This is a genomic window from Microbacterium algihabitans (assembly GCF_032464975.1).
In the GTDB taxonomy this organism is placed as follows: domain Bacteria; phylum Actinomycetota; class Actinomycetes; order Actinomycetales; family Microbacteriaceae; genus Microbacterium; species Microbacterium algihabitans.
This window is the reverse complement of sequence record NZ_JAWDIU010000001.1, coordinates 194,268-215,587: the sequence shown is the minus strand read 5'-3', so window position 1 is coordinate 215,587 and position 21,320 is coordinate 194,268. Positions and strand designations below refer to the sequence as shown.

Here is a 21,320-nt window from a genome sequence, read left to right as displayed (position 1 = left end):
GCCGGTCGCCGGGCGGGTGCCGGCCCCTCCGACACACTCCGGGACTTCTGATGCGAGGTGGCTGAACCGCCGGCTACCGCCGGACCGGTGTCGCGGGCGCGGCGCGGCGCACCTCGTCGACGAGCGCGCGCCAGGGGCCCGCGACCTGGGTGTCGCCGAGGCGTGCCTCGTGCACGGCCTTGTTTCCGTGGTGCACCTCGATGCGCCAGCTGTAGCGGTCGGCTCCGGGGGAGGGCTCGGCGGCGGCGTCCCACGGGCAGCTCTCGACCAGCGCGCGCCAATGCGGGGCACCCTCGGGGTCGGGCTCGGCCCGCCACTGCTTCGTCAGACCCGCGAGACCGCCCGAGCGCACGACGATGACGACGAAGCGCCCCGCGCTCTCGGTGTCGTCTTCGGTGTCAGGCTGCGGCATCCTCCTCGACGCCGACCCCGGCCCACGCGGCGCGGACGGCGGCGACCTCCTCCGACTTCTCACCGTACTCGCTAGCCGCGGCCGACAGGGTGGCGGTCGCGAACGCCGAGAAGTCGGCGGTGGGCGACAGCGTGCCGGCGGTGATCGTGCGGTACCAGATGAGGCCGGCGCGCTCCCACGCGAACCCGCCGAGCGCGGTGGCGGCGAGGTAGAAGGCCTTGTTCGGAATGCCGGAGTTGATGTGCACCCCGCCGTTGTCGTCGCTCGTCTCGACGTAGTCGCGCATGTGCGCCGGCTGCGGGTCTTTGCCGAGCACATCGTCGTCGTAGGCGGTGCCCGGCGCCTTCATCGAGCGCAGGGCCTCGCCCTGCACGGCGGCGGCGAAGATGCCCTCGCCGATGAGCCACGACGCCTCATCGGCGCTCTGGCGGAGGTGATGCTGTTCGGCGAGGGCGCCGAACACGTCGGACAGCGACTCGTTGAGCGCGCCCGACTGCCCCTGGTACTCGAGCCCGCCGGAGGCCTCGGTGACCCCATGGCCGAGCTCGTGCGCGATCACGCTGAGCGACCGCGTGAACCCGACGAACACGTCGCCGTCGCCGTCGCCGAAGACCATGCGCTCGCCGTTCCAGAACGCGTTGTCGTAGTCGTCGCCGAAGTGCACCGTGGCCAGCAGCGACCCGCCGGCGGCGTCGATGCCGTCGCGGGCGAAGGCGTCCCAGAAGAAGTCGTAGGTCTCGCCGAGGCCGTCGTAGGCCTCGTCGACGGCGACGTCGCCCGAGGGGGCGTCGTCTTCGCTGCGCACGCGACGGCCCGGCAGGTTCTCGGTGTTCGCCGCGTCGGAGATGATGCGATCGGGCGCCGGCCCGGTCTCGGCCACGAGGGTGTCGCCCTCGATCGACAGTCGCAGGCGCGACCGTGTCGGTCGTGCCGGGCGCGGCACGGCGAGGGTCTTCCGGGCCGCTTCGGCGGCCCGGGCCATGCGCGGGTCATCGGTGGAGGCGAGTCGGTCGAGCAGGAACGGGGGGACGATACCGGGGGTCATGCGCCGAGGGTAGCGCCGACCTCCGACATCGCGGGATCCCTTGATCGGCGCGTGCGCGACTGTCCCGAACGGCCGGGCCACCGGCATCCGGCACCAGAACAGGAAGGGCGCCGAGAACAGGACGATCCGCGCCGAAACGGCCTGTTCCGGTGACGTCTTCCTGTTCTCGTGGCGACGGCACACGGGACCGCCGTCCCGCCGGCATCCGTCATGAGAACAGGAGATGCCACCAGAACAGGAATTGCCACCAGAACAGGACGATCCGTGCCGAAACGGCCTGTTCCGGTGACGTCTTCCTGTTCTCGTGACCGGCACCTCGCGGCGACCGCGGCCCCCGCGCCGATCCCGGCAGCGTCAGTGCCGGTAGCGTCAGTCCCGGCAGCGCCGGTGCCACCACCCGCGGCGGAGCGTCAGGCGGGCAGCGTCGGAATCGATGCCAGCAACTGCCGCGTGTACGCCGCCTGCGGTTGCAGCAGCACCTTCTCGGTGGGCCCCTGCTCGACGATTCGGCCGTCTTTCATCACGACGACCTGGTCGCACACGTTCTGCACCACGCCGATGTCGTGCGAGACGAGCACGAGCGTGAGCTGCTCCTCGGTGCGCAGCCGCGCCAGCAGGCGCAGGATCTGCGCGCGCACGGTGACGTCGAGGGCCGACAGCGGCTCGTCGCCGACGAGGACCCGCGGCCGATGCACGATCGCGCGCGCCAGGGCGATGCGCTGACGCTGACCGCCCGAGAACTCGTGCGGGAAGCGCGCGGCCATGTCGGCCTCGAGGCCCACCTGCTCGAGCACCTCGTGCACGCGGGCACGGCGGTCGCCCTCGATCCCGAGCGCCCACAGCGGCTCGCCGACGATGCGCTCGACGTTCATGCGCGGGTCGAGCGAGGCGTACGGATCTTGGAACACGATGCCGGCCGTGCGGCGCAGCCAGTGCAGCGAGCGCGCCGATCCGCGCGCATCCACGGGGCGCCCCTCGACCTCGATGGTGCCGGCGGTGGGCACGTCGAGTCCGAGCAGCAGGCGCACGAGCGTCGACTTGCCCGAGCCCGATTCGCCGATGATCCCGACGGCGGAGCCTTCCCGCACCGAGACGTCGACGTCGCTCAGCCCGACGGTGCGCTCGGGGCGGCCGAATCCTCTGCCGCGCGGCGCGGGGTAGGTGCGCGAGAGTCCCCGCGCGCGGATCAGCGTCTCGCTCACGGCGTGTCCTCCTCGTCCGGCCCGGTCTCGGGCGGCCGCCGGCCAGCATCCCGCGCGTCGGCCGGACCCGCCGGGGTCGCGTCGGGCCGACCGGCGCCTGCATCCGGCGCGGAGCCCTGTGCCGCGGCATCCGGGGTCGATTCCGGATGCCGTTCGCCCGAGCCCTGCGCCGGCCGGGGCGTCGCGGCATCCGGGATCGCGGTGGGAGTTCCGGTTTCCGGATGCCACAGCGTCGCGGTCGCATCGCGCAGCAGGGCCTGCGTGACGGGCGACGACGGCGCGCGCAGCAGTTCTTCGACGGCGCCCTGTTCGACGACGCGGCCGTGCTCGAGCACGACGGCATGTGTGGCCACCTGCGCGAGCACCGCGAGGTCGTGCGTGATGAACACCAGCGACATGCCGGCGTCGTGCACGAGGGAGCGCAGCAGCGAGAGGATCCCGGCTTGGATCGTGACGTCGAGGGCGGTGGTCGGCTCGTCGGCGATGAGCAGGCGCGGGCGGCACGCGAGGGCCATCGCGATCGCGACGCGCTGGCGCTGGCCGCCGGAAAGCTGGTGCGGGTAGCGCGAGACGAGGTGTTCGGGGTCGGGGAGGGCCACGCGCTCGGCCTCGGCGACCGCGCGGGCGAGGGCCTCGCGCTTCGACACCTTCTCGTGGATCCGCACCGACTCGCCGATCTGGCGACCCACCGTGCGGATGGGGTTGAGGGCCGTGCGGGGCTCCTGGAAGACGATGCCGATGTCGTCGCCACGCAGGCGCGCGAGCTCGCGGTCGGGGAGTCCGAGGATCTCGCGGTCGTTCCACCGCACGCTGCCGGAGGCCACGGCCCCGTCGGGCAGCAACCCGAGGATGGCGAGGGCCGTCAGCGACTTGCCCGAGCCCGATTCGCCGATGAGCCCCACGCGTGCGCCGTCGGGCACCGCGAACGAGATGCCGTCGACGACGGCCCGGCCGCCGATCTCGATGCGCAGGTCGGTCACCTCGAGGCTCATGCGACCACCCCCGGAACATGCGTCCGTGCCGACGGCGCGCGCTCGGCGAGCGTCGGGTCGGCCGCCTCGCGCAGGGCGTCGCCCAGCAGGTTGAGTCCGAGCACGGTCAGGGTGATCGCCAGCCCCGGCCACACCACCGTGAGCGGGTGCACGGCGATGTAGGGCTGCAGGCTGTTCAGCAGCACGCCCCACGACGGCTGCGTGACGGGGGCGCCGAACCCGAGGTACGACAGTCCCGCCTCGGCGAGCACGGCCACGGCCATGCCCCACGACAGCTGCACGATGAACACGGGCGCGACGTTGGGCAGCAGGTGCCGCGTGAGGTTCTGCCAGGTCGGGAGCCCGCTGGCCCGCCCGGCGAGCACGAAGTCGCTGTGCAGTACGCGGCGCAGCTCGGGCCGGGTGACGCGGGCGACGTTGACGCCGAACCCGATGCCCACCGACCAGATGACCACGAACAGCGACCCGCCCCACACGGCCGAGATCATCATCGCGATGATCAGCACCGGGAAGGCGATGAGGATGTCGACGAGCACCGAGACGCTCTCGCGCACCCACCGGGTCGTGAGGGCGCCGAGGGCGCCGAGGGCGATGCCGATGACGGATGCCACGACCCCCGCCCCGACCGCGACGACCACCGTCGTGCGGGCGCCGGCGAGCAGGAGGCTTGCGATGTCGCGGCCGCTGTCGTCGGTGCCCAGCACGTGGGGCCACGAGGGATCCGTCCACCGCGCGCGGGCGTCGACGGCGGCGGGGTCGAACGGCGTCCACACCAGCGAGACCGCGGCGGCGAGCAGCACGAGCAGCACGATGACGAGACCGAAGCGGCCGGTGCCCAGCCCCCAGAGGCGTTTCAGGGTGTTCACTCGGCCTCCCGCTGTCGAGGGTCGATCAGGCGATGCGCGAGGTCGACCACGAAGCCCACGATGAGCACGAAGCCGGTCACCGCGAGAAGCTCGCCCTGCACCTTGGGCAGGTCGCGCGAGGCGACGTCGGTGACGAGCATGCGGCCCACGCCCGGGAGCGTGAAGAGCTGCTCGATGACGACGGCTCCCACGATGATCCCGGCGATCTGCAGCCCCAGCACCGTGATGACCGAGAGGCCCACGTTGGGCAGACCGTGGCTGAGCAGCGCGCGCGTGCGGGTCAGGCCTTTGGCGGCGGCGGTGCGCACATAGTCCTGGCCGATCGCCTGCAGGGTCGCGCTGCGCACGAACCGCAGCAGCATGGCCCCCTCGATCACGCCGATCGTCAGCGCGGGCAGCACGAGCGCGCGGAATGCGGCGGCGGGGTCGTTCCAGCCGGCGCGCGGGAAACCCTGGGGTGGCAACCACCCGAGCCCCACGGCGAACACCACCACGAGCATGAGTCCCGCCCACACCACCGGCACCGCCGCGAGCGCCTGCGCGGCGACGCTGAGCGCTGCCCCCGCCGCACGCCGGCGCCCGAGGGCGGAGAGCACACCGAACGGAATGCCGATCAGCAGCGCGATCGTCAGCGACATGATCGACAGGGGCACGGTGACCCGTGCCTTGTCGATCAGCTCGGCGCTCACCGACGTCCCCGTGAGCAGAGAGGTGCCGAGGTCGCCGCGCAGCAGACCGCCGATCCAGTCGGCGTACTGCGTCCACAGGGGAGCGTCGAGTCCGAGGCTCGCGCGCAGGGCGGCGATCTGCTCGGGGGTGGCCTGCGTTCCGGCGATCACCTGCGCGACGTCGCCGGGGAGCACCCGCAGCGAGACGAAGATCAGCACGCTGGCCACGGCCAGGCCCAGAACGAGCAGGCCCAGCCGTGTCAGCGCGTAACGGATCACTCCGACGCGACCGTCACAGCCGACAGCGGCAGTCGCACGTTGAGGGAGTTCTTCGGGAAGTTCGCCACGTTCGTGCCGACCGCGGTGAGCGGCGTCGACAGGAACAGCCAGTCGGCGGCGTCGTCGTCGCTCACGATGCGCGCGGCCTCGGCGAGCAGGTCGGACGACTGCTGCTCGTCGGTGGTCGCCAGCGCCTGGGCGTAGAGACCCTGCACCTCGGCGTTGTCGTAGCCGAAGTAGTACGAGGGGTTCGCCCAGTTGCCGAAGTCGCGGGCCTCGACGTGGCGCACGAAGCTGAGGTCGTAGTCCTTGTTCTGGTAGACGTCCTGCAGCCAGGCCGAGAAGTCGACCTGCTTGACCTGCAGGGTGACGCCCACGTCGGCGAACGACGACACGAGGAAGGTCGAGATCGCGCCGGGGTAGACGTTGGGGATCGTCAGCGTGAGGTTGAGGTTCTCGGCGCCGGCCTGCGCGAGCAGCTCGCGTGCGCGGTCGGGGTTGTACGAGATGCTGCCCGAGAGGTCTTCGTACCCGGGGTCGAGCGGCGGGATCGGGCCCGACAGGGTCTCGCCCGACCCGAGCGTCTGGATCAGCGCGTCGTGGTCGATCGCCAGGCGCAGCGCCTCGCGCACGCGCTGATCGTTGAGCGGGGCCTTGGCGTTGTTGAACGCGAGCGTGCCCTTGTCGGTGGTGAGGCCGGAATCGATCGTGAAGTTGTTCGTCCCGTCGATCTGTCCGCGCAGCTCGGGGTCGACCTCGAGCTGGACGTCGAGATCGCCGGCGACGGCGGCGTTGACGGCGGCGTTGCGGTCGGGGATGTAATCGAGCACGACCTCGGCCACTCCGGCCTTGTCGCCCCAGTAGCCGTCGTAGCGCGCGAGCGTCACGCTCTGGCCGACGTTGCGGGACTCCACGCGGAAGGGGCCCGTGCCGTTGGCCGAGGTCTGGAAGTTGGTCGTGTCGCCGTTCTTGAAGATGAGCCCCGCACGGCCCGTGAGGGCGAACAGGAAGTCGATGTTCGGCTGCGCGAGGGTGACCACGACGGTCGAGGCATCGGGGGAGGAGATGGATGCCACGTTCGCCAGGTCGGCGCTGTTCTGGATCGTCGCGTCGTCCTTCGTCGTCTGCAGCGACGTGACGACGTCGTCGGCGGTCAGCGCGCTGCCGTCGTGGAAGGTCACGCCCTCGCGCAGGGTGAAGGTGTAGGTGAGGCCGTCGGGCGAGATCGTCCACGCGGTCGACAGGGCGGGGACGATCGCGTTGTTCTCGTCGCCGTCGCGGGTGACAAGACCCTGGTAGACGTTGTCGATGAGCGCCTGCTCAAGAGAGGCGCCGCTGGTGTGGCGGATGTCGAGGTTGGTCGGCTCGAGGCTCAGCCCCACCGTGAGGGTGCCGTTCGGGTCGGCTTCACCCGTCGGAGCGGGGGAGGTGTCGGTGCCGGTGCACGAGGTGAGCAGGAGAGCTCCGATCAGGAGCGCGCTCGTGGCGAGGGCGGTGCGGCGCAGCATTGCGGGGTGTCCTTTCGCAGGCCGAAGGCATCCGAGTGCTGTGGATGCCGTGCAGGGGTGGCAACAGCCTACTTTCACCCGCATTCCCTCGCCGTCGTCTGTGACGGTGCGCGACGGCATGTGACGCGGGGCGCAGAGTCCACTAGCCCACGGCCTGCCCGGCTGATCGACGCGTCGGGGTCAGCGCGCCGCGTCGACCGCGCCGCGCAGGAGCTCCGCGAGACCCGCCGGATCCTCCTCCTGGGCGTTGTGCCCCGTCGACAGGGTCTCGATGCTCGCCCCGGGCAGGCGCCGGGCGAAGTCCGCGGCATCCGGTGCCGTGACGAACCCGCGCTCGCCGCGTACGAGGGTGACGGGCGCGCGCACGGCCTCGAGGTCGTCCCATCCCGTGCTCGCGAGCACCGCGCGCACGGCATCGGGGGTCGAGGGGTCCGCTCCGGCGTTCACCGCGGCGGCGGCGAGGTGCGCGAAGTGGTGCTTCCACTCCACGCGGCCGTCGGGGCGCACGCGCGAGTTGAGGAAGACACCCCGCGTGGCCGCCTCGCGCGAGCCGCCGAGGCCGAACGACAGGGCGCGCTCGACGAGCTCGTCGCGCGAGGCCCAATCGGTCGGGCCCGCGAAGAAGGCGCGGATCTGCGCGGGGCCCGCGCTCGGGTCGACGCCGGGGGTGATGTCGACGATCACGAGACGCGACACGAGGTCGGGGCGCGCAGCGGCGACGGCTGCGGCGGTGAGGCCGCCCAGCGAGTGTCCGACCAGCACCTGCGGACCGCTCGTCCACGCCTCGAGGGCGGCGATCACGTCGGGGGCGAGAACGCGCGCCACGTATGCGGCGTCGTCGCGCCACGACGAGTCGCCGTGCCCGGGGAGGTCGAGCGCGAGCGCGGGGACGCCGAGGTGCAGCAGCGTCGTGTCCCACGTGTGGGCGTTGAGTCCCGCCCCGTGCAGCAGCGTGATCGTCGGATCGGCGTCGCCCCACCGCAGGGCGCTCAGCCGGCGGTGGTCGGCGAGGGTCAGGTCGACGCGTTCGACGGCGGCGACCTCGCGGCCGAGATCGGCGGCCTGGGCGGGAAGGAACGAGAACTCGTCGAGCTCGGGCATCCGTCCAGCCTGTCACCGCGCGGCCTCCGCCGCCACCGCCGTCGCGTTGCCGTACCGCCGCGGGGGAAACCCCGGGTGAGCGGATGCCGTGGACTCGGCGAACGCCACGCCCCGGCCCCGCGGGGTCGCCGTAGGCTGTGGCCATGGGCGAAGAACGGCGCGTGCACCTGTCGAAATCGGCTCCCGAGGCCTACGCGGCGCTGCGCTCGTTCTCGACGACCGTCGGGCGCCTCGCCGCTGAGGCGGGCATCGACGCGCGGCTGCGCGAGATCGTGCAGATCCACGCCTCGCAGCTGAACGGCTGCGCCTACTGCGTGCGCGTGCACGTCGATGCCGCGGTCGCCGCCGGGCTCGACGCCGACGTCATCGCGCAGATCGCCACCTGGCGCGAGTCGGGGGTCTTCGACGAGCGCGAGCGCGCCGCGCTGGAGCTGACCGAGTCGTTCACCTTCATCCACGAAGACGGCATCCCCGACGAGGTGTACGACCAGGCAGGCGGCATCCTCAGCGAGCAGGAGTACGTCGCGCTCAGCTGGGTGCTCGTGGCCATCAACGCCTTCAACCGCGTCGCCATCGCCGGTCGGTACCCCGTGCCGCCGCGCCCCTCGGCCCGTGCCGCCCCGCACGTGCACGCGGACGGCACGGCATGACCGGCTCGCTGGTCTCGGGGGCCTCGAACTTCCGCGACGTCGGAGGACTCCCCGCAGGTGAGGGCACCACGCGCTCGGGGGTGCTCTTCCGCTCGGGCAACCTCGTGCAGGTCGACGACACCGGCATCGCGGATCTCCGAGCCCTCGGCATCCGCCGCATCATCGATCTGCGCGACGAGGCCGAACTCGCGAACGATCCGAGCCGGTTGGACGACCTTCCCATCGAGGTGCAGCACGAGCCGCTGTTCCTGGGATCGGTCGCGTCGTTCTTCGAGCGCGACGTCAGCCTCGAAGAGCTCTACTCCTCCATCGTCGACGACTCGGCCGACCGCGTGGTCGCCGTGGTGCGCGGCATCCTGACCGCCCAGCCCGTGCTCGTGCACTGCACCGTCGGCAAAGACCGCACGGGAGTCACGATCGGGGTGGCGCTCGCCGCGGCGGGCGTCGACCGCGAGGCCGTGATCGCCGACTACGCGCGCACCGAGCAGTTGCTGCCGGTCGCACGCACCGAGCGTGTGCGCGCCGCGATCCGCGCCCTGCACCCCGACAACGTGTACGCCGACGAGCTGGCCACGCGGTCGCCCGCACGCGCCATGCGGGCGCTGCTCGATCGCCTCGACCGCGAGTTCGGGTCGCCCGCGGGCTATCTCCGCGCCCACGGCATGACGGATGCCGAGCTCGAGCGGTTGCGCGAGGTGCTGGTGGCATGATCCACGCGTGGATCATCAGCCGAGACCAAGGTTAGGCAACCCTTCACTGCGGGTATAGTGGAGGTCATCATGGCCACCTCCACCGAGCACAACGACGCCGCCTGCCGCGCGTCGCGGCACACCCGCGTTCAGCACCTCGTGACCGCCGACGAGAACTCGCTCGCCGAACTCGAGGCCCTGCTCGCGACCCTGCCGATCTGCTCGACCGGCCGCGTGTTCATCGAGGTGCCCGACGAGTCGTGGATCGGCCGCATCGCCGCCCCCGCCCGCATGACGCTGAGCTGGCTCGACCGCTCGCGTCGCGGCGGCGCCCCCGGCACCGGTCGCGGCTGCGCTCCGGGCGAGGCCGTCACCCGTGCGGTGTCGGGCTGGGCCGGAGAGATGCTCTGCTGCGACGACGACGCCACCCGCGTCGTGCTGCTCGGCGGCTACCTGGGCACGGCCGAGATCGTCGACGAACTCGTCGCGCGCCACGGCGTCGACCCGCAGGCGATCCACACGCCGGAGCGCTTCGGTCTCTCGACCGCCCGCTGACGGGGACCGGGCCCTTCGACGAGCTCAGGGACCTGTGCACCGCGCGAGGTGGCTGAGCCTGTCGAAGCCACCGGGGCCTTCGCGGGTACCGGGCCCTTCGACAAGCTCAGGGACCTGTGCACCGGGGCCTTCGCGGGTAACGGGCCCTTCGACGAGCTCAGGCACCTGTGCGCCGCGCGAGGTGGCTGAGCCTGTCGAAGCCACCGGGGCCTTTGGGGGTACCGGGCCCTTCGACAAGCTCAGGGACCTCTGCTGCGCCAGGTGGCTGAGCGAGTCGAAGCCACCGGGACAACCGCGGGTACCGGGCCCTTCGACGAGCTCAGGGACCTCTGCTGCGCGAGGTGGCTGAGCTTGTCGAAGCCGCCGGGGCAACCGCGGGTACCGGGCCCTTCGACAAGCTCAGGGACCTATGCTGCGCGAGGTGGCTGAGCCTGTCGAAGCCACCGGGACAACCGCGGGCACCGGGCCCTTCGACAAGCTCAGGGACCTATGCTGCGCCAGGTGGCTGAGCCTGTCGAAGCCACCGGGACAACCGCGGGTACCGGGCACTTCGACAAGCTCAGGGACCTGTGCGTCGGGGCCTTCGCGGGTACCGGGCCCTTCGACAAGCTCAGGGACCTGTGCGTCGGGGCCTTCGCGGGTACCGGGCCCTTCGACAAGCTCAGGGACCTGTGCACCGGGGCAACCGCGGGTACCGGGCCCTTCGACAAGCTCAGGGACCTGTGCACCGGGGCCTTCGCGGGTACCGGGCCCTTCGACAAGCTCAGGGACCTGTGCACCGGGGCCTTCGACGAGCTCAGGGACCTGTGCGTCGCGGGTCGCGTGCCGCGCGGCCGCTCAGCTCCCGCGCGGTACGTAGTTGCCCTCGACGAGCCCCGCCTCGATCTCGAAGCGGTTGCGAAGGGGATCGCGCCCGGCCAGCCCGTAGAGCAGCGGCATGAGGAAGCCGTACCGCTGCCACTGGCGCTTGTGCACGGCCTCGTGGCCCAGCACGGCGTCGCTCGGGCGGTCGTCGCCGGTGAGGAAGCATCCGCCCACGCATACGCCGCCCCGCGGGAACGCCCACGACGGCAGCCCGCGGAACACCCAGAGCCCGTGGCGCTTCTCGATGCGTCCGGTGCTCCAGATCGAGCCCCACACCCATCCGACCGTGCAGCCGTACCAGTAGCCCACCCGGCTGACGCGGGAGTCGAGCAACGCCGCCGGGATGAAGCGGTCGAAGCGCCGGCCGCGGGCCACGGCCCTGTCGGCGCGCTCGCGCCATCCGGCGGGCGGGCGGGCGATCGGGCTCACGCGAGGGCTCCGATCAGTCGCAGGATCGTGCCCAGGTCGTCGACGGCCGCGGCGGGCGACGCGGGCGAGAACTCCGTCAGGGTGGCTCCCGCGAGCGGCGTCGTCTCTTTCAGGCGACGAATGGATGCCACGAGGTCGGCGGTGCGGGCGCCGAAGGGAACGGCCTGCGCGACGCCGCCGATCTCGGCCGGGTCGAGAGCGTCGAGGTCGACGTGCACGTGCACGCGGCTGGCACCGGTCGCGGCGACCGCGTCGGCGAGGGCGTCGGGGGAGGAGAGCTCGTCGGCGGAGACGACCGTGATGCCGTGCGCCGCGACGAAGGCCTCTTCTTCGGGATCCCACGCGCGCGTGGCCACCAGCACGAGGCGCGCGGGGTCGATCCCGGGCTCGAGGCGCAGCAGCGGCTCGCCCTCGCCCACGATGCCGCGCAGCACCATGCCCGTGAAGGCGCCGCTGGGGGAGGAGTCGGGGGTATTGAGGTCGGGGTGCGCGTCGATCCAGACGACCGCGAGATCGTCGCCGGCCACGGCGGAGACGGCCCCGAGGGCGACGCCGCAGTCCCCGCCGACCACGATCGCCGTCTCGTCGGCCGAGCGGACGGCGTCTTCGATGCGCTGCCGCATGCGCACCAGAGCGCTCATGCGGTGGATCCGCGAGCCCTGCGCGTCGCCGGCCTCGGGCGGGGCCTCGAGCAGGGTGGTCGCGGCACGGGGGAGGTCGCCCGCGACGGCCTCGGCCCCGTCGATCAGCTGCATCGCGCGGGACGACGACGAGCCCTGCCACTGCGGGGCGACGATGAATCGGGTCATGGGCGGCTTCCCTCGCACGTGTGACGAGAGTGCACCGCCCGGGGTCCGGGCGATGCACTCTCGGGTGTCTGTCAGACCTGGTCGGGGCTCGGTGCGTCGATCGCGGCGCGCTGGGGGCCGCCGACCTTCAGCGCGGCGAGGCGCGCCTCGACCTCGGTGAGCTCGCCCACGTCTTCGAGGGCGTTGAACTGCGCGTCGATGCTCGAGGCGGCGAGCTCCTGCTTGCCGGCGGCGAGGGCCTCCTCGCGGCGGATCTTGTCTTCGAAACGGCCGAGCTCGCTCGTGGGGTCGAGCACGTCGATCGACTTGACGGCGTCGTGCACCTTGTTCTGGGCCTCGGCGACCTTGGCGCGGGCGAGCAGCTCGCTGCGCTTGCCTCGCAGCTGCTCGAGCTTGCCCTTCATGCCGTTGAGGCCGTCCTTGAGCTTGTCGACGACCTCGGTCTGCGAGGCGATGGTCGGCTCGGCCGCCTTGGCCTCGCTCTCGGCGGTGATCTGACGCTGGAGCGCGATCTTGGCGAGGTTGTCGAACTTGTCGGCCTCGCTCGCGTTGCCGGAGGCGCGCAGCTCGTCGCCCTTGCGGCTGGCGGCGAGGGCCTTGTTGCCCCATTCGGCGGCTGCCTGAACGTCCTCCTGGTGGTCGCGCTCGAGCAGGCGCAGGTTGCCGATCGTCTCGGCGATGGCCGACTCGGCGTCGGCGATCGAGTTCGAGTAGTCGCGGACGAGCTGGTCGAGCATCTTCTGCGGGTCCTCGGCCTGGTCGAGGAGCGCGTTGATGTTCGCGCGGACGAGGGTCGAGATGCGACCGAAGATGGACTGCTTGGCCATGCGGGGTGTTCCTTTCAGAAGGCGACGATGTCGAGTCTGGTGGCGGTTGCTACGAATTCTCTGTGATCGGGCGATGCTCCGCGAGGGGGTGGATCAGCGGCGTCCTCCTCGTCCGCCCCCGACGCGATTGCGGCCTCCGCCGGAGAACCCGCCGCCCCCGCCGCTGCGGGAGCGACCGCCGCCGGAGAACCCTCCGCCGAAGCCGCCGCCGCTCGAGCGCCCCGAGCCGGAGAGGCCTCCGCCCAGTCCGCCGAGCACGCTGCCCAGGCCTCCTCCGCCGAAGCCGCCGCGGCGTCCGCCGCCCAGCACCGAGTTGACGGCGATGCCGCCGAGGATGGCGCCCATCAGATCGCCTCCGCCGCCACCTCCGCCGAAGCCCCCCGAACCGCCGAAGGCACCGACGTCGTTCTGGGCGAGCGAGCTCGCGTCGCCCGCCAACTGCGCGGCGCGCTGCGCGGCGGTCAATGCCGTGACGGGGTCGGTCTGTCGCATCTGCTCGGCCTGCACGAGCGCCGCGCCCGCCTCGGCCAGGCGCGTGCGGGCGGTCGGTCCGATGGCACCGCGGCGCGCGGCGATGAAGTCCTCGGTGGCGCGCACCTGGGCACGCGCCTGCGTCAGCGTGGCCTCGAGCTGCGCCTCGGCGCGGCGACGGCGTTCGGCCTCGTCGCGAGCGGCGTCGAGTACCGCGTCGATGGTGCCGTTCGCTTGCTGCAGGGCCTGCACGGCGCGGAGGGGGTCGGTGCGAGTACCGCTCGCGGCGGCACGCGCGGCGTCGAGTTGGGCCCGCGTGGAGGCGATGGCCTGGGCGATGCGACCGTCGGTGTCGGGGAGCGCCGCCGCGGCGGCGAGGTCGCCCTCGACCTCGGCCCGAAGGGACGCCGCGGTCTGCTGGGCCTCGGCGAGGTCGGTGCCGAGCGTCGTGATCGCGCGTTCGAGGGTCTCGGCCTGAGCGACCGCCGCTTGGGCGGCGCGGATCGCCACCGCAGCCTCGCCCGTGCGCCCGGCGGTGAGGGCGGCATCGGCTGCGGCCTCCTGCTCGGTCGCCAGGGCGAGCCGCGCCCGCGCCTGCGCGGGGTTGTCGGCGATGGACGCGAGCGCCTCGGCGGTGAAGAGGGTCGCGAGCCGCGTGCTCTCGGCGTCGGCGGCGGTCAGGGCCTGCTCGGCGGCGGTGCGTCGCTCGCGTGCCGCAGCCAGGGCGGCGGGGGCGTCGGCCTCGAGGGCGCGCAGCTCGTCGAAGGCCGCGGCCTTGGCGTCGAGGGCCTCGTCGGCCGAGGTGCACAGGCGCAGGATCTCGGCGTAGCCCGCGCGCTGCTGCTCGGGGGTCTCGGGGGTGCTGTCGTCGAGCTGCTGCTGAATTGAGAAGGCCCGGTCGAGATCGGCCTTGGCCTGGGCGAGCACCTCGATGAAGGGCGCCGCGGCCTCGTCGCCGAACTGCGCGCGGGCGAATCCGAGCTCTTGCTCGCTCGTCTTGACCGCGTCGTCGGTGGCGACGAGGGCCGATCCGGCGCGGCGGCGCAGCTCGTCGACGCTCTCGGCCGGGGCAGCGGTCGATCCGCCCTGTGCGGCGGCGCGACGTCGTCGCACCGCGAAGAAGATGAGACCGCCCGCGATGGCGAGCAGCAGCACGCCGACCAGCACGACGGGGACGATGGCCGGGCCGCTCTGGGTCGCGGGGGTCGGCGGCGGAGCGGGCTTGTTGCCCCCGGCGTGGGCGTGGGCGGTGCGGATGCCGTCGGCTGCGGCGATCGCGGCACCGGCGTCGTCGCCGGCCTCGAGAGCCGGTTGCACGCGGTCCTGCTCGATCGAGGCGAGCTGGTCGGCGGAGAGGTCCCCGCCGTCGACGTCGCCGGAGAGGTAGTACTCGAAGGTGTCGCCCTGGATCGCGATCGCCAGGAGGTACTGGTGGGGGCCGAGGTTGTTGCGGTTGGCGGCCTCGTTCGCCCAGTCGGCCGCGCTGGTGGGATTGGTGAACGAATCGACGTAGACGACCCACATGTCGAGACCCGTCTGGTCGGACAGGGCGAGCAGTTTCGCCTGCACCTCTGCTTCTTGGGCGTCGGTGAGCGCGTTCACGTCGTCGAGCACGAAGCTCGAGCCCAGCGACGGCGGCGGCACGGCCGAGGCGCTCAGCGGCGCCGCGACCACGCCGATGAGCGCGAGCATCACGACGCAGATCGCACGAGCCAGCATCGGCTTTCGCATGCATCCCCCTTCGGCGGCCGGAGGTTCCACCCTACAAACGACCGCCGACACCGGGGAAGGAGCGGCGCGTCCGCTGTCAGCGCACGCGGGCGCCGCCTAGGCTCGAACGCTCGGAGGTACACCATGGACGACCGTTACGGCACCGACGTGCTCGCCCGCGGGTGGCGCGACGCCGGACGCATCACGCCCGCCGAGGTCGCGACATCCGCCGATCTCGTCGTCGAGGTCGCCGGCAGTGACTTCGTCGGGGCGGTGACCCGCATCGACGGCATGAACGTCGAGCTCGAAGACCGCTTCGGCAAGCGCCGGCTGTTCCCGCTCGGCGGGGGCTTCCTCGTCGACGGCAAGCCCGTGGTGTTGAAGGCTCCCGCGGCCGCGCCGAAGGGGCGCACGCGCACGGCCTCCGGCTCGTTCGCGGCGGCCGACCAGCGCGCGCGCACCGCCCGCGCGAGCCGCATCTTCGTCGAGGGCAAGCACGACGCCGAACTCGTCGAGAAGGTGTGGGGCGCCGACCTGCGCGCCGAGGGCGTGGTCGTGGAGTTCCTCGAGGGCGTCGACCTGCTCGAAGAGAAGCTCGACGCCGAGCCGCCCACCGCCGAGCGCCGGTACGGCGTACTCGTCGACCACCTCGTGCCGAACTCCAAGGAGTCGCGCATCGCCGAGAAGATCGCCCGCGGCCGCCACGGCGCGCACGTGCGCATCGTCGGACACCCCTTCGTCGACGTGTGGCAGTGCGTCACCCCCCGCGCCCTCGGCATCGCCGCGTGGCCCGAGGTGCCGCGCGGCATCGAGTGGAAGGTGGGCGTCTGCCGCGCCCTGGGCTGGCCCGCCGAGGAGCAGGCAGACACCGCCCGCGCGTGGCAGCACATCCTGTCGAAGGTCATCACTTTCCGCGACCTCGAGCCGGCCCTGCTCGGCCGCGTCGAGGAACTCATCGACTTCGTGACCGTCCCGTGAGCGGCCGCAAGGTGCCCGTTCGGCACATTCCCGGCGACCGTCCCTCTAGCCTGGACGGCATGGACACCGCCGCGCCTGTCTTCCGCGACAAGCCGGTGTCGTTCGTGCGGCGCAGCGGCCGCATGTCGGAGGCGCAGGATCGCGCCTGGGCCGAGCTCTCGCCGTTCTACCTGCTGCCGGTCGAGCGCGCAGCCGCCGAGACCAGCGTCAAGCCGGGCACCGCCGTCGACCCCGCCGCCGTCTACGGCCGCACGGCCCGCCTGGTCGTCGAGATCGGTTCCGGCCAGGGCCACCAGATAGTTTCGGCCGCCGCCGCTCACCCCGACACCGACTTCCTCGCCGTCGAGGTGTTCACCGCGGGGCTGGCCCGCACCATGCTCGACGCCGACCGCGAGGGCGTGGAGAACCTCCGCCTCGTCGAGGCCAACGCGCCGGAGGCGCTCGAGCACCTGCTGCCCGCGGCATCCGTCGACGAGCTGTGGGTGTTCTTCCCCGACCCGTGGCACAAGAACAAGCACACCAAGCGCCGTCTCGTCGCCCCCGACTTCGCGCGCATCGCCGCGCAGGCGATCCGCCCCGGCGGTCGCGTGCGCCTCGCGACCGACTGGCAGGACTACGCCGACCAGATGCGCGACGTGCTCGACGACGCCCCCGGTTTCGAGCGGGCGTTCGACGGGGAGTGGGCCGAGCGGTTCGAGGGGCGCGTGCTCACCGCCTTCGAGCAGAAGGGTCTGCGCGTCGGCCGCGACATCCGCGACCTCACCTACACGCGGGTTTCGCCGTGACCGCGCACACCGCGGTGCCGGTCCGCGAGCGTTCCACGTGGACGCCCAAGCTGATCCCGGCGCTCGCGGTGTGCCTCGCCGCCCCCGCGCTCTTCGTCGTGCAGATCGTGTGGCTCGGGTGGATCCTGCTCGCCCTCGCCGTGGCATCCGCCGTGCTCGTCGACCGCCTGGGCGGCGTCGCCCTCGCGCGCGGCGAGGAGCCGAGCATCGCCCGCGATGTATCGCTCATCGCGATCGGGCAGTTCATCGTCAGCCTGATCCCGCTGCACGCCGAGCTCGACAACCCCGCGTTCGTGCGTTTCACCCTCGCCCTCGGCGGGGCCGTCGTCGTGCCGTACGTGGTCTCGCGCTTCGTCTACCGCGACTACGCGATCCGTTTCCCCTGGCGCGGGGGAGGCCGCTGGACCTGGTGGCAGTGGGCGTGGCTCGGCGGAGTGATCGTGCTCGGCTATCTGATCCTGCCGTTCTACTTCATCACCTCGGGCGTCTACCGCAACTGGCCCGAGGTGGTCACGGGTGACCTCATCGCGCGCCTGTTCGTCGGTGTCGGCGCGGTGGGCATCTGGGACGAGCTCTTCTTCATCTGCACGGTCTTCGTCCTGTTGCGCCGGCACTTCCCCGACCTCACCGCCAACCTGCTGCAGGCGGTCGTGTTCGTGTCGTTCCTGTGGGAGCTCGGCTACCAGGCGTGGGGCCCGCTGCTGACGATCCCGTTCGCGATCGTGCAGGGCTTCCTCTTCTTGAAGACCCGCTCGCTCTGGTACGTGGTGACCGTGCACCTGCTGTTCGACGCGGTCGTCTTCGGAGTCCTCGTGCACGCGCACAACCCGGATTCGGCATCGATCTTCCTCATCTGATCCCGGATGCCGCGGTGCCCGGGTCCTGCCCAGGTCGGTTCGCTACCCTGGAAGACGGACGCCGACCCGCGTCCCCGGACGACGGATCAGTACCCGGACTGCGACAAGACTGGCCAAGGAGCACCGTCATGTCGTGGATCGTCCTGATCCTGTCCGGAATCCTCGAGGCCGTCTGGGCCACCGCCCTCGGGCGTTCCGAGGGCTTCACCAAGCTCTGGCCGAGCGTAATCTTCGGCGTCGCCCTCGTCGCATCCATGGGCGGCCTCGCCCTCGCGATGCGCGAGATCCCGACCGGCACCGCGTACGCGGTCTGGGTCGGCATCGGTGCAGCCCTCACCGTCGCGGTGGCGATGATCGGCGGCACGGAGGCGGTCTCGGTGGTGAAGGTGCTGCTCGTGCTCGGTCTGGTGGGGTGCGTGATCGGCCTGAAACTCGTGGGCGACACCCACTGATCAGGCCATTTCGCCGAAAGTCAACCGGAGGGAACGTTCGGTTTCATCCGGTACGATCCGACCCAATTGCACTTGTCCGGGCCAGACACCGTCGTCACTCGCCCATGTCTTCCCCTGTGAAAGGTTCCGAGTGAGCGCACCGCCGAGCGAGCTTGCCCCCGCGACCCGCCCGTCACCCGTCATCGGGCGACAGCGCCGCCTTGATCGCGTGCGCGATTCGCGCCTCGGTCGTGCCCTCGTCCAGTACGGGCGCGACGTCATGCGCAAGCCCGAGGGCGTCGTCCCGGTCGAGCGCGGTGCCTTCACGAAGGTCCTGATCCTCTGGGCCATCGCCCGCGTCGTCAACTTCGGCATGCTGTGGGGCTTCTACTCGATCGCCAAGGCCGCGCGCTGGGGCTTCGGGCCCGACAGCGAGCGCCTCGGCACCTTCTGGGACTACCTCACCGGGTGGGACGCCGACCGCTACGGTCAGATCGCCGCTCAGGGCTACCCGATGTCGCTGCCCATGAACGTCTCGGGCGACATCCTCCCGAACAACTGGGCGTTCCTCCCCGTCTGGCCGACCATGATCCGCGTGATCTCCGGGGCCACCGGTCTCGGGTGGCAGCCGGTGTCGGTGATGATGAGCCTGGGCGCGAGCCTCGGCGCCACCTGGCTACTGTTCGTGCTGATGCGCACGGTCACCAAGCCGCAGGCCGCCTGGTGGGCGCTGGTGTTCTTCTCCTTCGCCCCGATGTCGTTCCTCTTCGTCATCGGGTACAGCGAGGGCCTGTTCATGCTGCTGATGTTCGCGGGCATGCTGCTCGCCATCAAGCGGCGTTACCTGTGGATCCTGCCGATCGGGCTCGTCACCGCGTACACGCGGCCGGGCGTGCTCGCCCTGGGGCTCGCGCTGGGCATCGTCTTCCTCGTGCGCTTCTTCCGCCGCAAGGTCGACCCGTTCCCGCTGCGCGAGTGGGCCTCGCTCATGGCGTCGGGCCTCGTGATCGCCGTGGCGGGCCTGTCGTGGAACCACATCGCGCAGTACGTCACGGGGACCCACAACGCCTACATCCGCACCGAGCTCGGCTGGTGGCTCGACTACGTCGGCAACGACGAGTTCACGCCGTTCACGCCGTGGTTCCGCCAGGCGGGAACGCACCTCGGCTTCGTGGGCATCGTTCTCGTGATCGCTCTGCTCGTCGCGTTCGCGGCGCTCATGTGGTCGCGGCCGGTGCGCAAGCTCGGCCTGATGGTCGTGACCTACGGCTTCAGCTACGGCGTCTACATCTTCGCGGTGTTCCTGCCGCAGCAGAGCACGTTCCGACTCCTCATGCCGATGGCGCCGCTGCTGGGCGACGAGCGGTGGTCGTCGACGCCGCGCCGCCGCACGGCCATCCTGGTCGGATGCCTCGTGCTGCAGGCTGTCGCGATCCTGCTGCTGTGGACCCGCGGCAACCCGTGATCCTCATCTGAACGGACGAAAAAGGGCGGTGCCGGAAGGCACCGCCCTTTTCCACGTCGACGGTCGGTCAGTCGGGGCGCCCGCCCGGGTCCACCGCGTCGATCATGTCCTGCTCCACGGCGTTGTCGGCGTCCATCTCGGCCGATCCCACGGCGTCGGCGTCGTCGGTGGCGAAAGCGCCGGGTTCGGAGTCATCGGTTGCTCCGCCGTCGCGGCCCGCCGAGGCCACGGCATCCGGTGACGACGTCCCCGCGCTCGGTGCCGGATTCGGCTCGGCCGGGGAAGGGACGGTCGGTTCCGACGGCGTCGGGGCGAGCGGCTCCGACGGGTTCGGCGGTGTGGGCTCGGACGGGGTCTGGGGGAAGGACGGAGTGCTCATGCCCCGACTCTCGGCGCTGCGAGACGATGGCGCGAGCCCCTTTCGCTTCGGACGGCCGCGGTGTAACCGCCGACCAGTAGGCTTTCCCGGGAACCAGATCGGGGGAACGACGTGTCCACGGCACACGATGTGAGCAGGCGTGAGGCGATCGCGCAGTACCGCCTCGTCGGCGAACCCTCCGAACCCGACCTGCAGGGTCTCGTCGAGCTCGCCGCCACCGTGTGCGGAGTGCCGACGGCGGTCATCAACATCATCGACGACCGCATGCAGCACCAGGTCGCGGCCGTCGGCATCCAGGCCGCGTCGTGCGCGCGGGAAGACTCGATGTGCGCGGCCGTCATCAGCACCCCCGGTCGCGTTGTCGTCCCCGATGCCCGCCTCGATGCCCGCTTCGCCCAGAACGCCTTCGTCACCGGCGAGATCGCGTTCACGCGCTTCTACGCCTCGAGCCCGCTCATCACTCCGGCCGGGGTGGCCATCGGCACGCTGTGCGTCTTCGACACCGAGGTCGGAGAGCTGTCGGATGCCAGTAGTCGGGCCCTCGATCTGCTCGCCCACCAGGTGATCGACGTGCTCGAACTGCGGCGGGCGCAGCGCGATCTCATCGAGTCGAACGAGCAGCTCGAGCACTTCGCGGTGCAGATCAGTCACGACCTGCGCAACCCGCTGACGGCCCTGGCCGGCTTCCTCGAGCTCGCCGCCGACAGCCCCGAGATGGTCGACGCCCCGCGTGCGGCGCAGTCGCTCGCGCGCGCGGAGGCCGCCGCCGGCCGCATGACGTCGATGGTCACCGACCTCCTCGACTTCGCGCGGATGGGCGGGGCGCGACCGCACATCACCCAGGTCGACGTCGCCGAGACGGTCGACGCCGTGCTCGAAGACCTCGACGGCGTCGTCGTGAGCGCCGGGGCCGAGGTGACGGTCGACACGTCGACCCAGGTCCGCGCCGACGACACCCTGCTGCGCGTGCTGCTGCAGAACCTCATCGCCAATGCCGTGAAGTTCACCGTCGCCGCCGACCGGGTCCCGCGCATCGTGATCAGCGTCGAGACCCTTCCCGACGGCTGGCGCGTGAACGTCGACGACAACGGCGACGCGGTCTCCGAAGACCAGCGCGAGCGGGTGTTCGAACCGATGCAGCGCGGTCACGGGGCCGAGGTGCAGGGCATCGGCATCGGTCTGGCGACGTGCCGGCGCATCGTCGAGGCGCATCGCGGCTCGATCGGCCTCGACGAGTCTCCCGCCGGTGGCACGCGCGCGTGGTTCGTGCTGCCCGCTGCCGCCTGAGTCCGTTATCCCGCGACGCGCCGGGGCGCAACCTCCGTGCCACGAGTGCGGACGGAGCCGT

21 protein-coding genes, 1 pseudogene and 1 riboswitch are annotated in these 21,320 nt (G+C 71.7%); of the genes and pseudogenes, 9 read left to right on the top strand and 13 right to left on the bottom strand.

From position 1 onward, the window contains the following. Positions 1–73 precede the first annotated feature (73 nt). The 8 genes and pseudogenes from RWH43_RS01090 to RWH43_RS01055 all read right to left on the bottom strand — a co-directional run bounded on the left by RWH43_RS01090 (position 74) and on the right by RWH43_RS01055 (position 8,073). A complete protein-coding gene (locus tag RWH43_RS01090) occupies positions 74–412 on the bottom strand; it encodes a protealysin inhibitor emfourin (RefSeq protein WP_316000444.1) in 339 nt (112 codons plus the stop codon). Then, the gene (locus RWH43_RS01085) at positions 399–1,457 is read right to left on the bottom strand and encodes a M4 family metallopeptidase (RefSeq protein ID WP_316000443.1); all 1,059 of its coding nucleotides are present in this window, start codon (positions 1,455–1,457) and stop codon (positions 399–401) included. Before RWH43_RS01085 ends, RWH43_RS01090 begins: the two co-directional genes overlap by 14 nt. A 410-nt stretch (positions 1,458–1,867) precedes the next feature. Then, on the bottom strand, positions 1,868–2,659 hold the full coding sequence (locus RWH43_RS01080; RefSeq protein WP_316000442.1) for an ABC transporter ATP-binding protein: 792 nt from the start codon (positions 2,657–2,659) through the stop codon (positions 1,868–1,870). A gap of 215 nt (positions 2,660–2,874) precedes the next feature. Then, a pseudogene (locus tag RWH43_RS01075) lies at positions 2,875–3,651 on the bottom strand (ATP-binding cassette domain-containing protein); the annotation flags it as partial. Beyond that, positions 3,648–4,517: an ABC transporter permease gene (locus RWH43_RS01070; RefSeq protein WP_316000441.1), complete on the bottom strand. Its 870-nt coding sequence runs from the start codon at positions 4,515–4,517 to the stop codon at positions 3,648–3,650. The gene RWH43_RS01070 and the pseudogene RWH43_RS01075, both read right to left, overlap by 4 nt. Further along, positions 4,514–5,464 carry an ABC transporter permease gene (locus RWH43_RS01065; RefSeq protein WP_144828693.1) on the bottom strand — a complete coding sequence of 317 codons (951 nt, stop codon included), beginning with the start codon at positions 5,462–5,464 and terminating at the stop codon, positions 4,514–4,516. The genes RWH43_RS01070 and RWH43_RS01065 overlap by 4 nt, the downstream gene beginning before the upstream one ends. Further along, positions 5,461–6,972, bottom strand: coding sequence for an ABC transporter substrate-binding protein (locus tag RWH43_RS01060; RefSeq protein WP_154095990.1), 1,512 nt, complete (start codon positions 6,970–6,972; stop codon positions 5,461–5,463). Before RWH43_RS01060 ends, RWH43_RS01065 begins: the two co-directional genes overlap by 4 nt. A gap of 180 nt (positions 6,973–7,152) precedes the next feature. Then, a complete protein-coding gene (locus tag RWH43_RS01055) occupies positions 7,153–8,073 on the bottom strand; it encodes an alpha/beta fold hydrolase (protein WP_316000440.1) in 921 nt (306 codons plus the stop codon). 143 nt (positions 8,074–8,216) lie between these two features. Between RWH43_RS01055 and RWH43_RS01050 the strand changes: the two genes are divergently transcribed. The 3 genes from RWH43_RS01050 (at position 8,217) to RWH43_RS01040 (ending at position 9,967) form a co-directional block, all read left to right on the top strand. Continuing rightward, the gene (locus RWH43_RS01050) at positions 8,217–8,723 is read left to right on the top strand and encodes a carboxymuconolactone decarboxylase family protein (protein WP_144828684.1); all 507 of its coding nucleotides are present in this window, start codon (positions 8,217–8,219) and stop codon (positions 8,721–8,723) included. Further along, a complete protein-coding gene (locus tag RWH43_RS01045; protein WP_316000439.1) occupies positions 8,720–9,433 on the top strand; it encodes a tyrosine-protein phosphatase in 714 nt (237 codons plus the stop codon). Before RWH43_RS01050 ends, RWH43_RS01045 begins: the two co-directional genes overlap by 4 nt. Positions 9,434–9,502: 69 nt before the next feature. Next, a complete protein-coding gene (locus RWH43_RS01040) occupies positions 9,503–9,967 on the top strand; it encodes an SIP domain-containing protein (protein WP_144828679.1) in 465 nt (154 codons plus the stop codon). Positions 9,968–10,804: 837 nt separating this feature from the next. Here the strand turns inward: RWH43_RS01040 and RWH43_RS01035 are convergent. From RWH43_RS01035 to RWH43_RS01020, 4 genes are all read right to left on the bottom strand, one after another. Continuing rightward, the gene (locus RWH43_RS01035) at positions 10,805–11,260 is read right to left on the bottom strand and encodes a Fe-S oxidoreductase (RefSeq protein WP_316000438.1); all 456 of its coding nucleotides are present in this window, start codon (positions 11,258–11,260) and stop codon (positions 10,805–10,807) included. Next, positions 11,257–12,069 carry an arginase family protein gene (locus RWH43_RS01030; RefSeq protein ID WP_316000437.1) on the bottom strand — a complete coding sequence of 271 codons (813 nt, stop codon included), beginning with the start codon at positions 12,067–12,069 and terminating at the stop codon, positions 11,257–11,259. Before RWH43_RS01030 ends, RWH43_RS01035 begins: the two co-directional genes overlap by 4 nt. Before the next feature lie 71 nt (positions 12,070–12,140). After that, positions 12,141–12,896: a PspA/IM30 family protein gene (locus tag RWH43_RS01025; protein WP_144828671.1), complete on the bottom strand. Its 756-nt coding sequence runs from the start codon at positions 12,894–12,896 to the stop codon at positions 12,141–12,143. 93 nt (positions 12,897–12,989) lie between these two features. Next, positions 12,990–15,098: a TPM domain-containing protein gene (locus RWH43_RS01020; protein ID WP_316000436.1), complete on the bottom strand. Its 2,109-nt coding sequence runs from the start codon at positions 15,096–15,098 to the stop codon at positions 12,990–12,992. A gap of 123 nt (positions 15,099–15,221) precedes the next feature. Between RWH43_RS01020 and RWH43_RS01015 the strand changes: the two genes are divergently transcribed. The 5 genes from RWH43_RS01015 (at position 15,222) to RWH43_RS00995 (ending at position 19,593) form a co-directional block, all read left to right on the top strand. Continuing rightward, positions 15,222–16,055 (top strand): DUF3097 domain-containing protein, encoded by an 834-nt coding sequence (locus RWH43_RS01015; protein WP_316000435.1) that lies wholly within the window; start codon positions 15,222–15,224, stop codon positions 16,053–16,055. A 59-nt stretch (positions 16,056–16,114) separates the two neighbouring features. Beyond that, positions 16,115–16,840, top strand: a complete 726-nt coding sequence (trmB, locus tag RWH43_RS01010; protein ID WP_316000434.1) for a tRNA (guanosine(46)-N7)-methyltransferase TrmB — start codon at positions 16,115–16,117, stop codon at positions 16,838–16,840. Continuing rightward, positions 16,837–17,697, top strand: coding sequence for a CPBP family intramembrane glutamic endopeptidase (locus RWH43_RS01005; protein ID WP_186325388.1), 861 nt, complete (start codon positions 16,837–16,839; stop codon positions 17,695–17,697). The genes trmB and RWH43_RS01005 overlap by 4 nt, the downstream gene beginning before the upstream one ends. Before the next feature lie 52 nt (positions 17,698–17,749). Then, positions 17,750–17,815: riboswitch (guanidine-III (ykkC-III) riboswitch) on the top strand. A 10-nt stretch (positions 17,816–17,825) separates the two neighbouring features. Further along, a complete protein-coding gene (locus tag RWH43_RS01000; protein WP_316000433.1) occupies positions 17,826–18,149 on the top strand; it encodes a DMT family transporter in 324 nt (107 codons plus the stop codon). A gap of 208 nt (positions 18,150–18,357) precedes the next feature. Further along, the gene (locus RWH43_RS00995; RefSeq protein WP_316000432.1) at positions 18,358–19,593 is read left to right on the top strand and encodes a glycosyltransferase family protein; all 1,236 of its coding nucleotides are present in this window, start codon (positions 18,358–18,360) and stop codon (positions 19,591–19,593) included. Between the two features lie 67 nt (positions 19,594–19,660). Here RWH43_RS00995 and RWH43_RS00990 read toward each other — a convergent pair whose 3' ends face one another. Next, the gene (locus tag RWH43_RS00990) at positions 19,661–19,972 is read right to left on the bottom strand and encodes a hypothetical protein (protein ID WP_316000431.1); all 312 of its coding nucleotides are present in this window, start codon (positions 19,970–19,972) and stop codon (positions 19,661–19,663) included. Positions 19,973–20,101: 129 nt separating this feature from the next. On the opposite strand from RWH43_RS00990, the gene RWH43_RS00985 reads away from it, so the two are divergent. Further along, positions 20,102–21,259: a sensor histidine kinase gene (locus RWH43_RS00985; RefSeq protein WP_230704343.1), complete on the top strand. Its 1,158-nt coding sequence runs from the start codon at positions 20,102–20,104 to the stop codon at positions 21,257–21,259. Positions 21,260–21,320: the final 61 nt, after the last annotated feature.

Excerpts from the sequence above, each read along its gene's own strand:
- RWH43_RS01090 (WP_316000444.1), bottom strand. The coding sequence starts at position 412 with ATGCCGCAGCCTGACACCGAAGACGACACCGAGAGCGCGGGGCGCTTC.
- RWH43_RS01040 (WP_144828679.1), top strand. The coding sequence starts at position 9,503 with ATGGCCACCTCCACCGAGCACAACGACGCCGCCTGCCGCGCGTCGCGG.
- RWH43_RS01060 (WP_154095990.1), bottom strand. The coding sequence starts at position 6,972 with ATGCTGCGCCGCACCGCCCTCGCCACGAGCGCGCTCCTGATCGGAGCT.
- RWH43_RS01085 (WP_316000443.1), bottom strand. The coding sequence starts at position 1,457 with ATGACCCCCGGTATCGTCCCCCCGTTCCTGCTCGACCGACTCGCCTCC.
- trmB (WP_316000434.1), top strand. The coding sequence starts at position 16,115 with ATGGACACCGCCGCGCCTGTCTTCCGCGACAAGCCGGTGTCGTTCGTG.
- RWH43_RS01015 (WP_316000435.1), top strand. The coding sequence starts at position 15,222 with ATGGACGACCGTTACGGCACCGACGTGCTCGCCCGCGGGTGGCGCGAC.
- RWH43_RS01050 (WP_144828684.1), top strand. The coding sequence starts at position 8,217 with ATGGGCGAAGAACGGCGCGTGCACCTGTCGAAATCGGCTCCCGAGGCC.
- RWH43_RS01055 (WP_316000440.1), bottom strand. The coding sequence starts at position 8,073 with ATGCCCGAGCTCGACGAGTTCTCGTTCCTTCCCGCCCAGGCCGCCGAT.
- RWH43_RS01045 (WP_316000439.1), top strand. The coding sequence starts at position 8,720 with ATGACCGGCTCGCTGGTCTCGGGGGCCTCGAACTTCCGCGACGTCGGA.
- RWH43_RS01030 (WP_316000437.1), bottom strand. The coding sequence starts at position 12,069 with ATGACCCGATTCATCGTCGCCCCGCAGTGGCAGGGCTCGTCGTCGTCC.
- RWH43_RS01000 (WP_316000433.1), top strand. The coding sequence starts at position 17,826 with ATGTCGTGGATCGTCCTGATCCTGTCCGGAATCCTCGAGGCCGTCTGG.
- RWH43_RS01025 (WP_144828671.1), bottom strand. The coding sequence starts at position 12,896 with ATGGCCAAGCAGTCCATCTTCGGTCGCATCTCGACCCTCGTCCGCGCG.
- RWH43_RS01020 (WP_316000436.1), bottom strand. The coding sequence starts at position 15,098 with ATGCGAAAGCCGATGCTGGCTCGTGCGATCTGCGTCGTGATGCTCGCG.
- RWH43_RS00990 (WP_316000431.1), bottom strand. The coding sequence starts at position 19,972 with ATGAGCACTCCGTCCTTCCCCCAGACCCCGTCCGAGCCCACACCGCCG.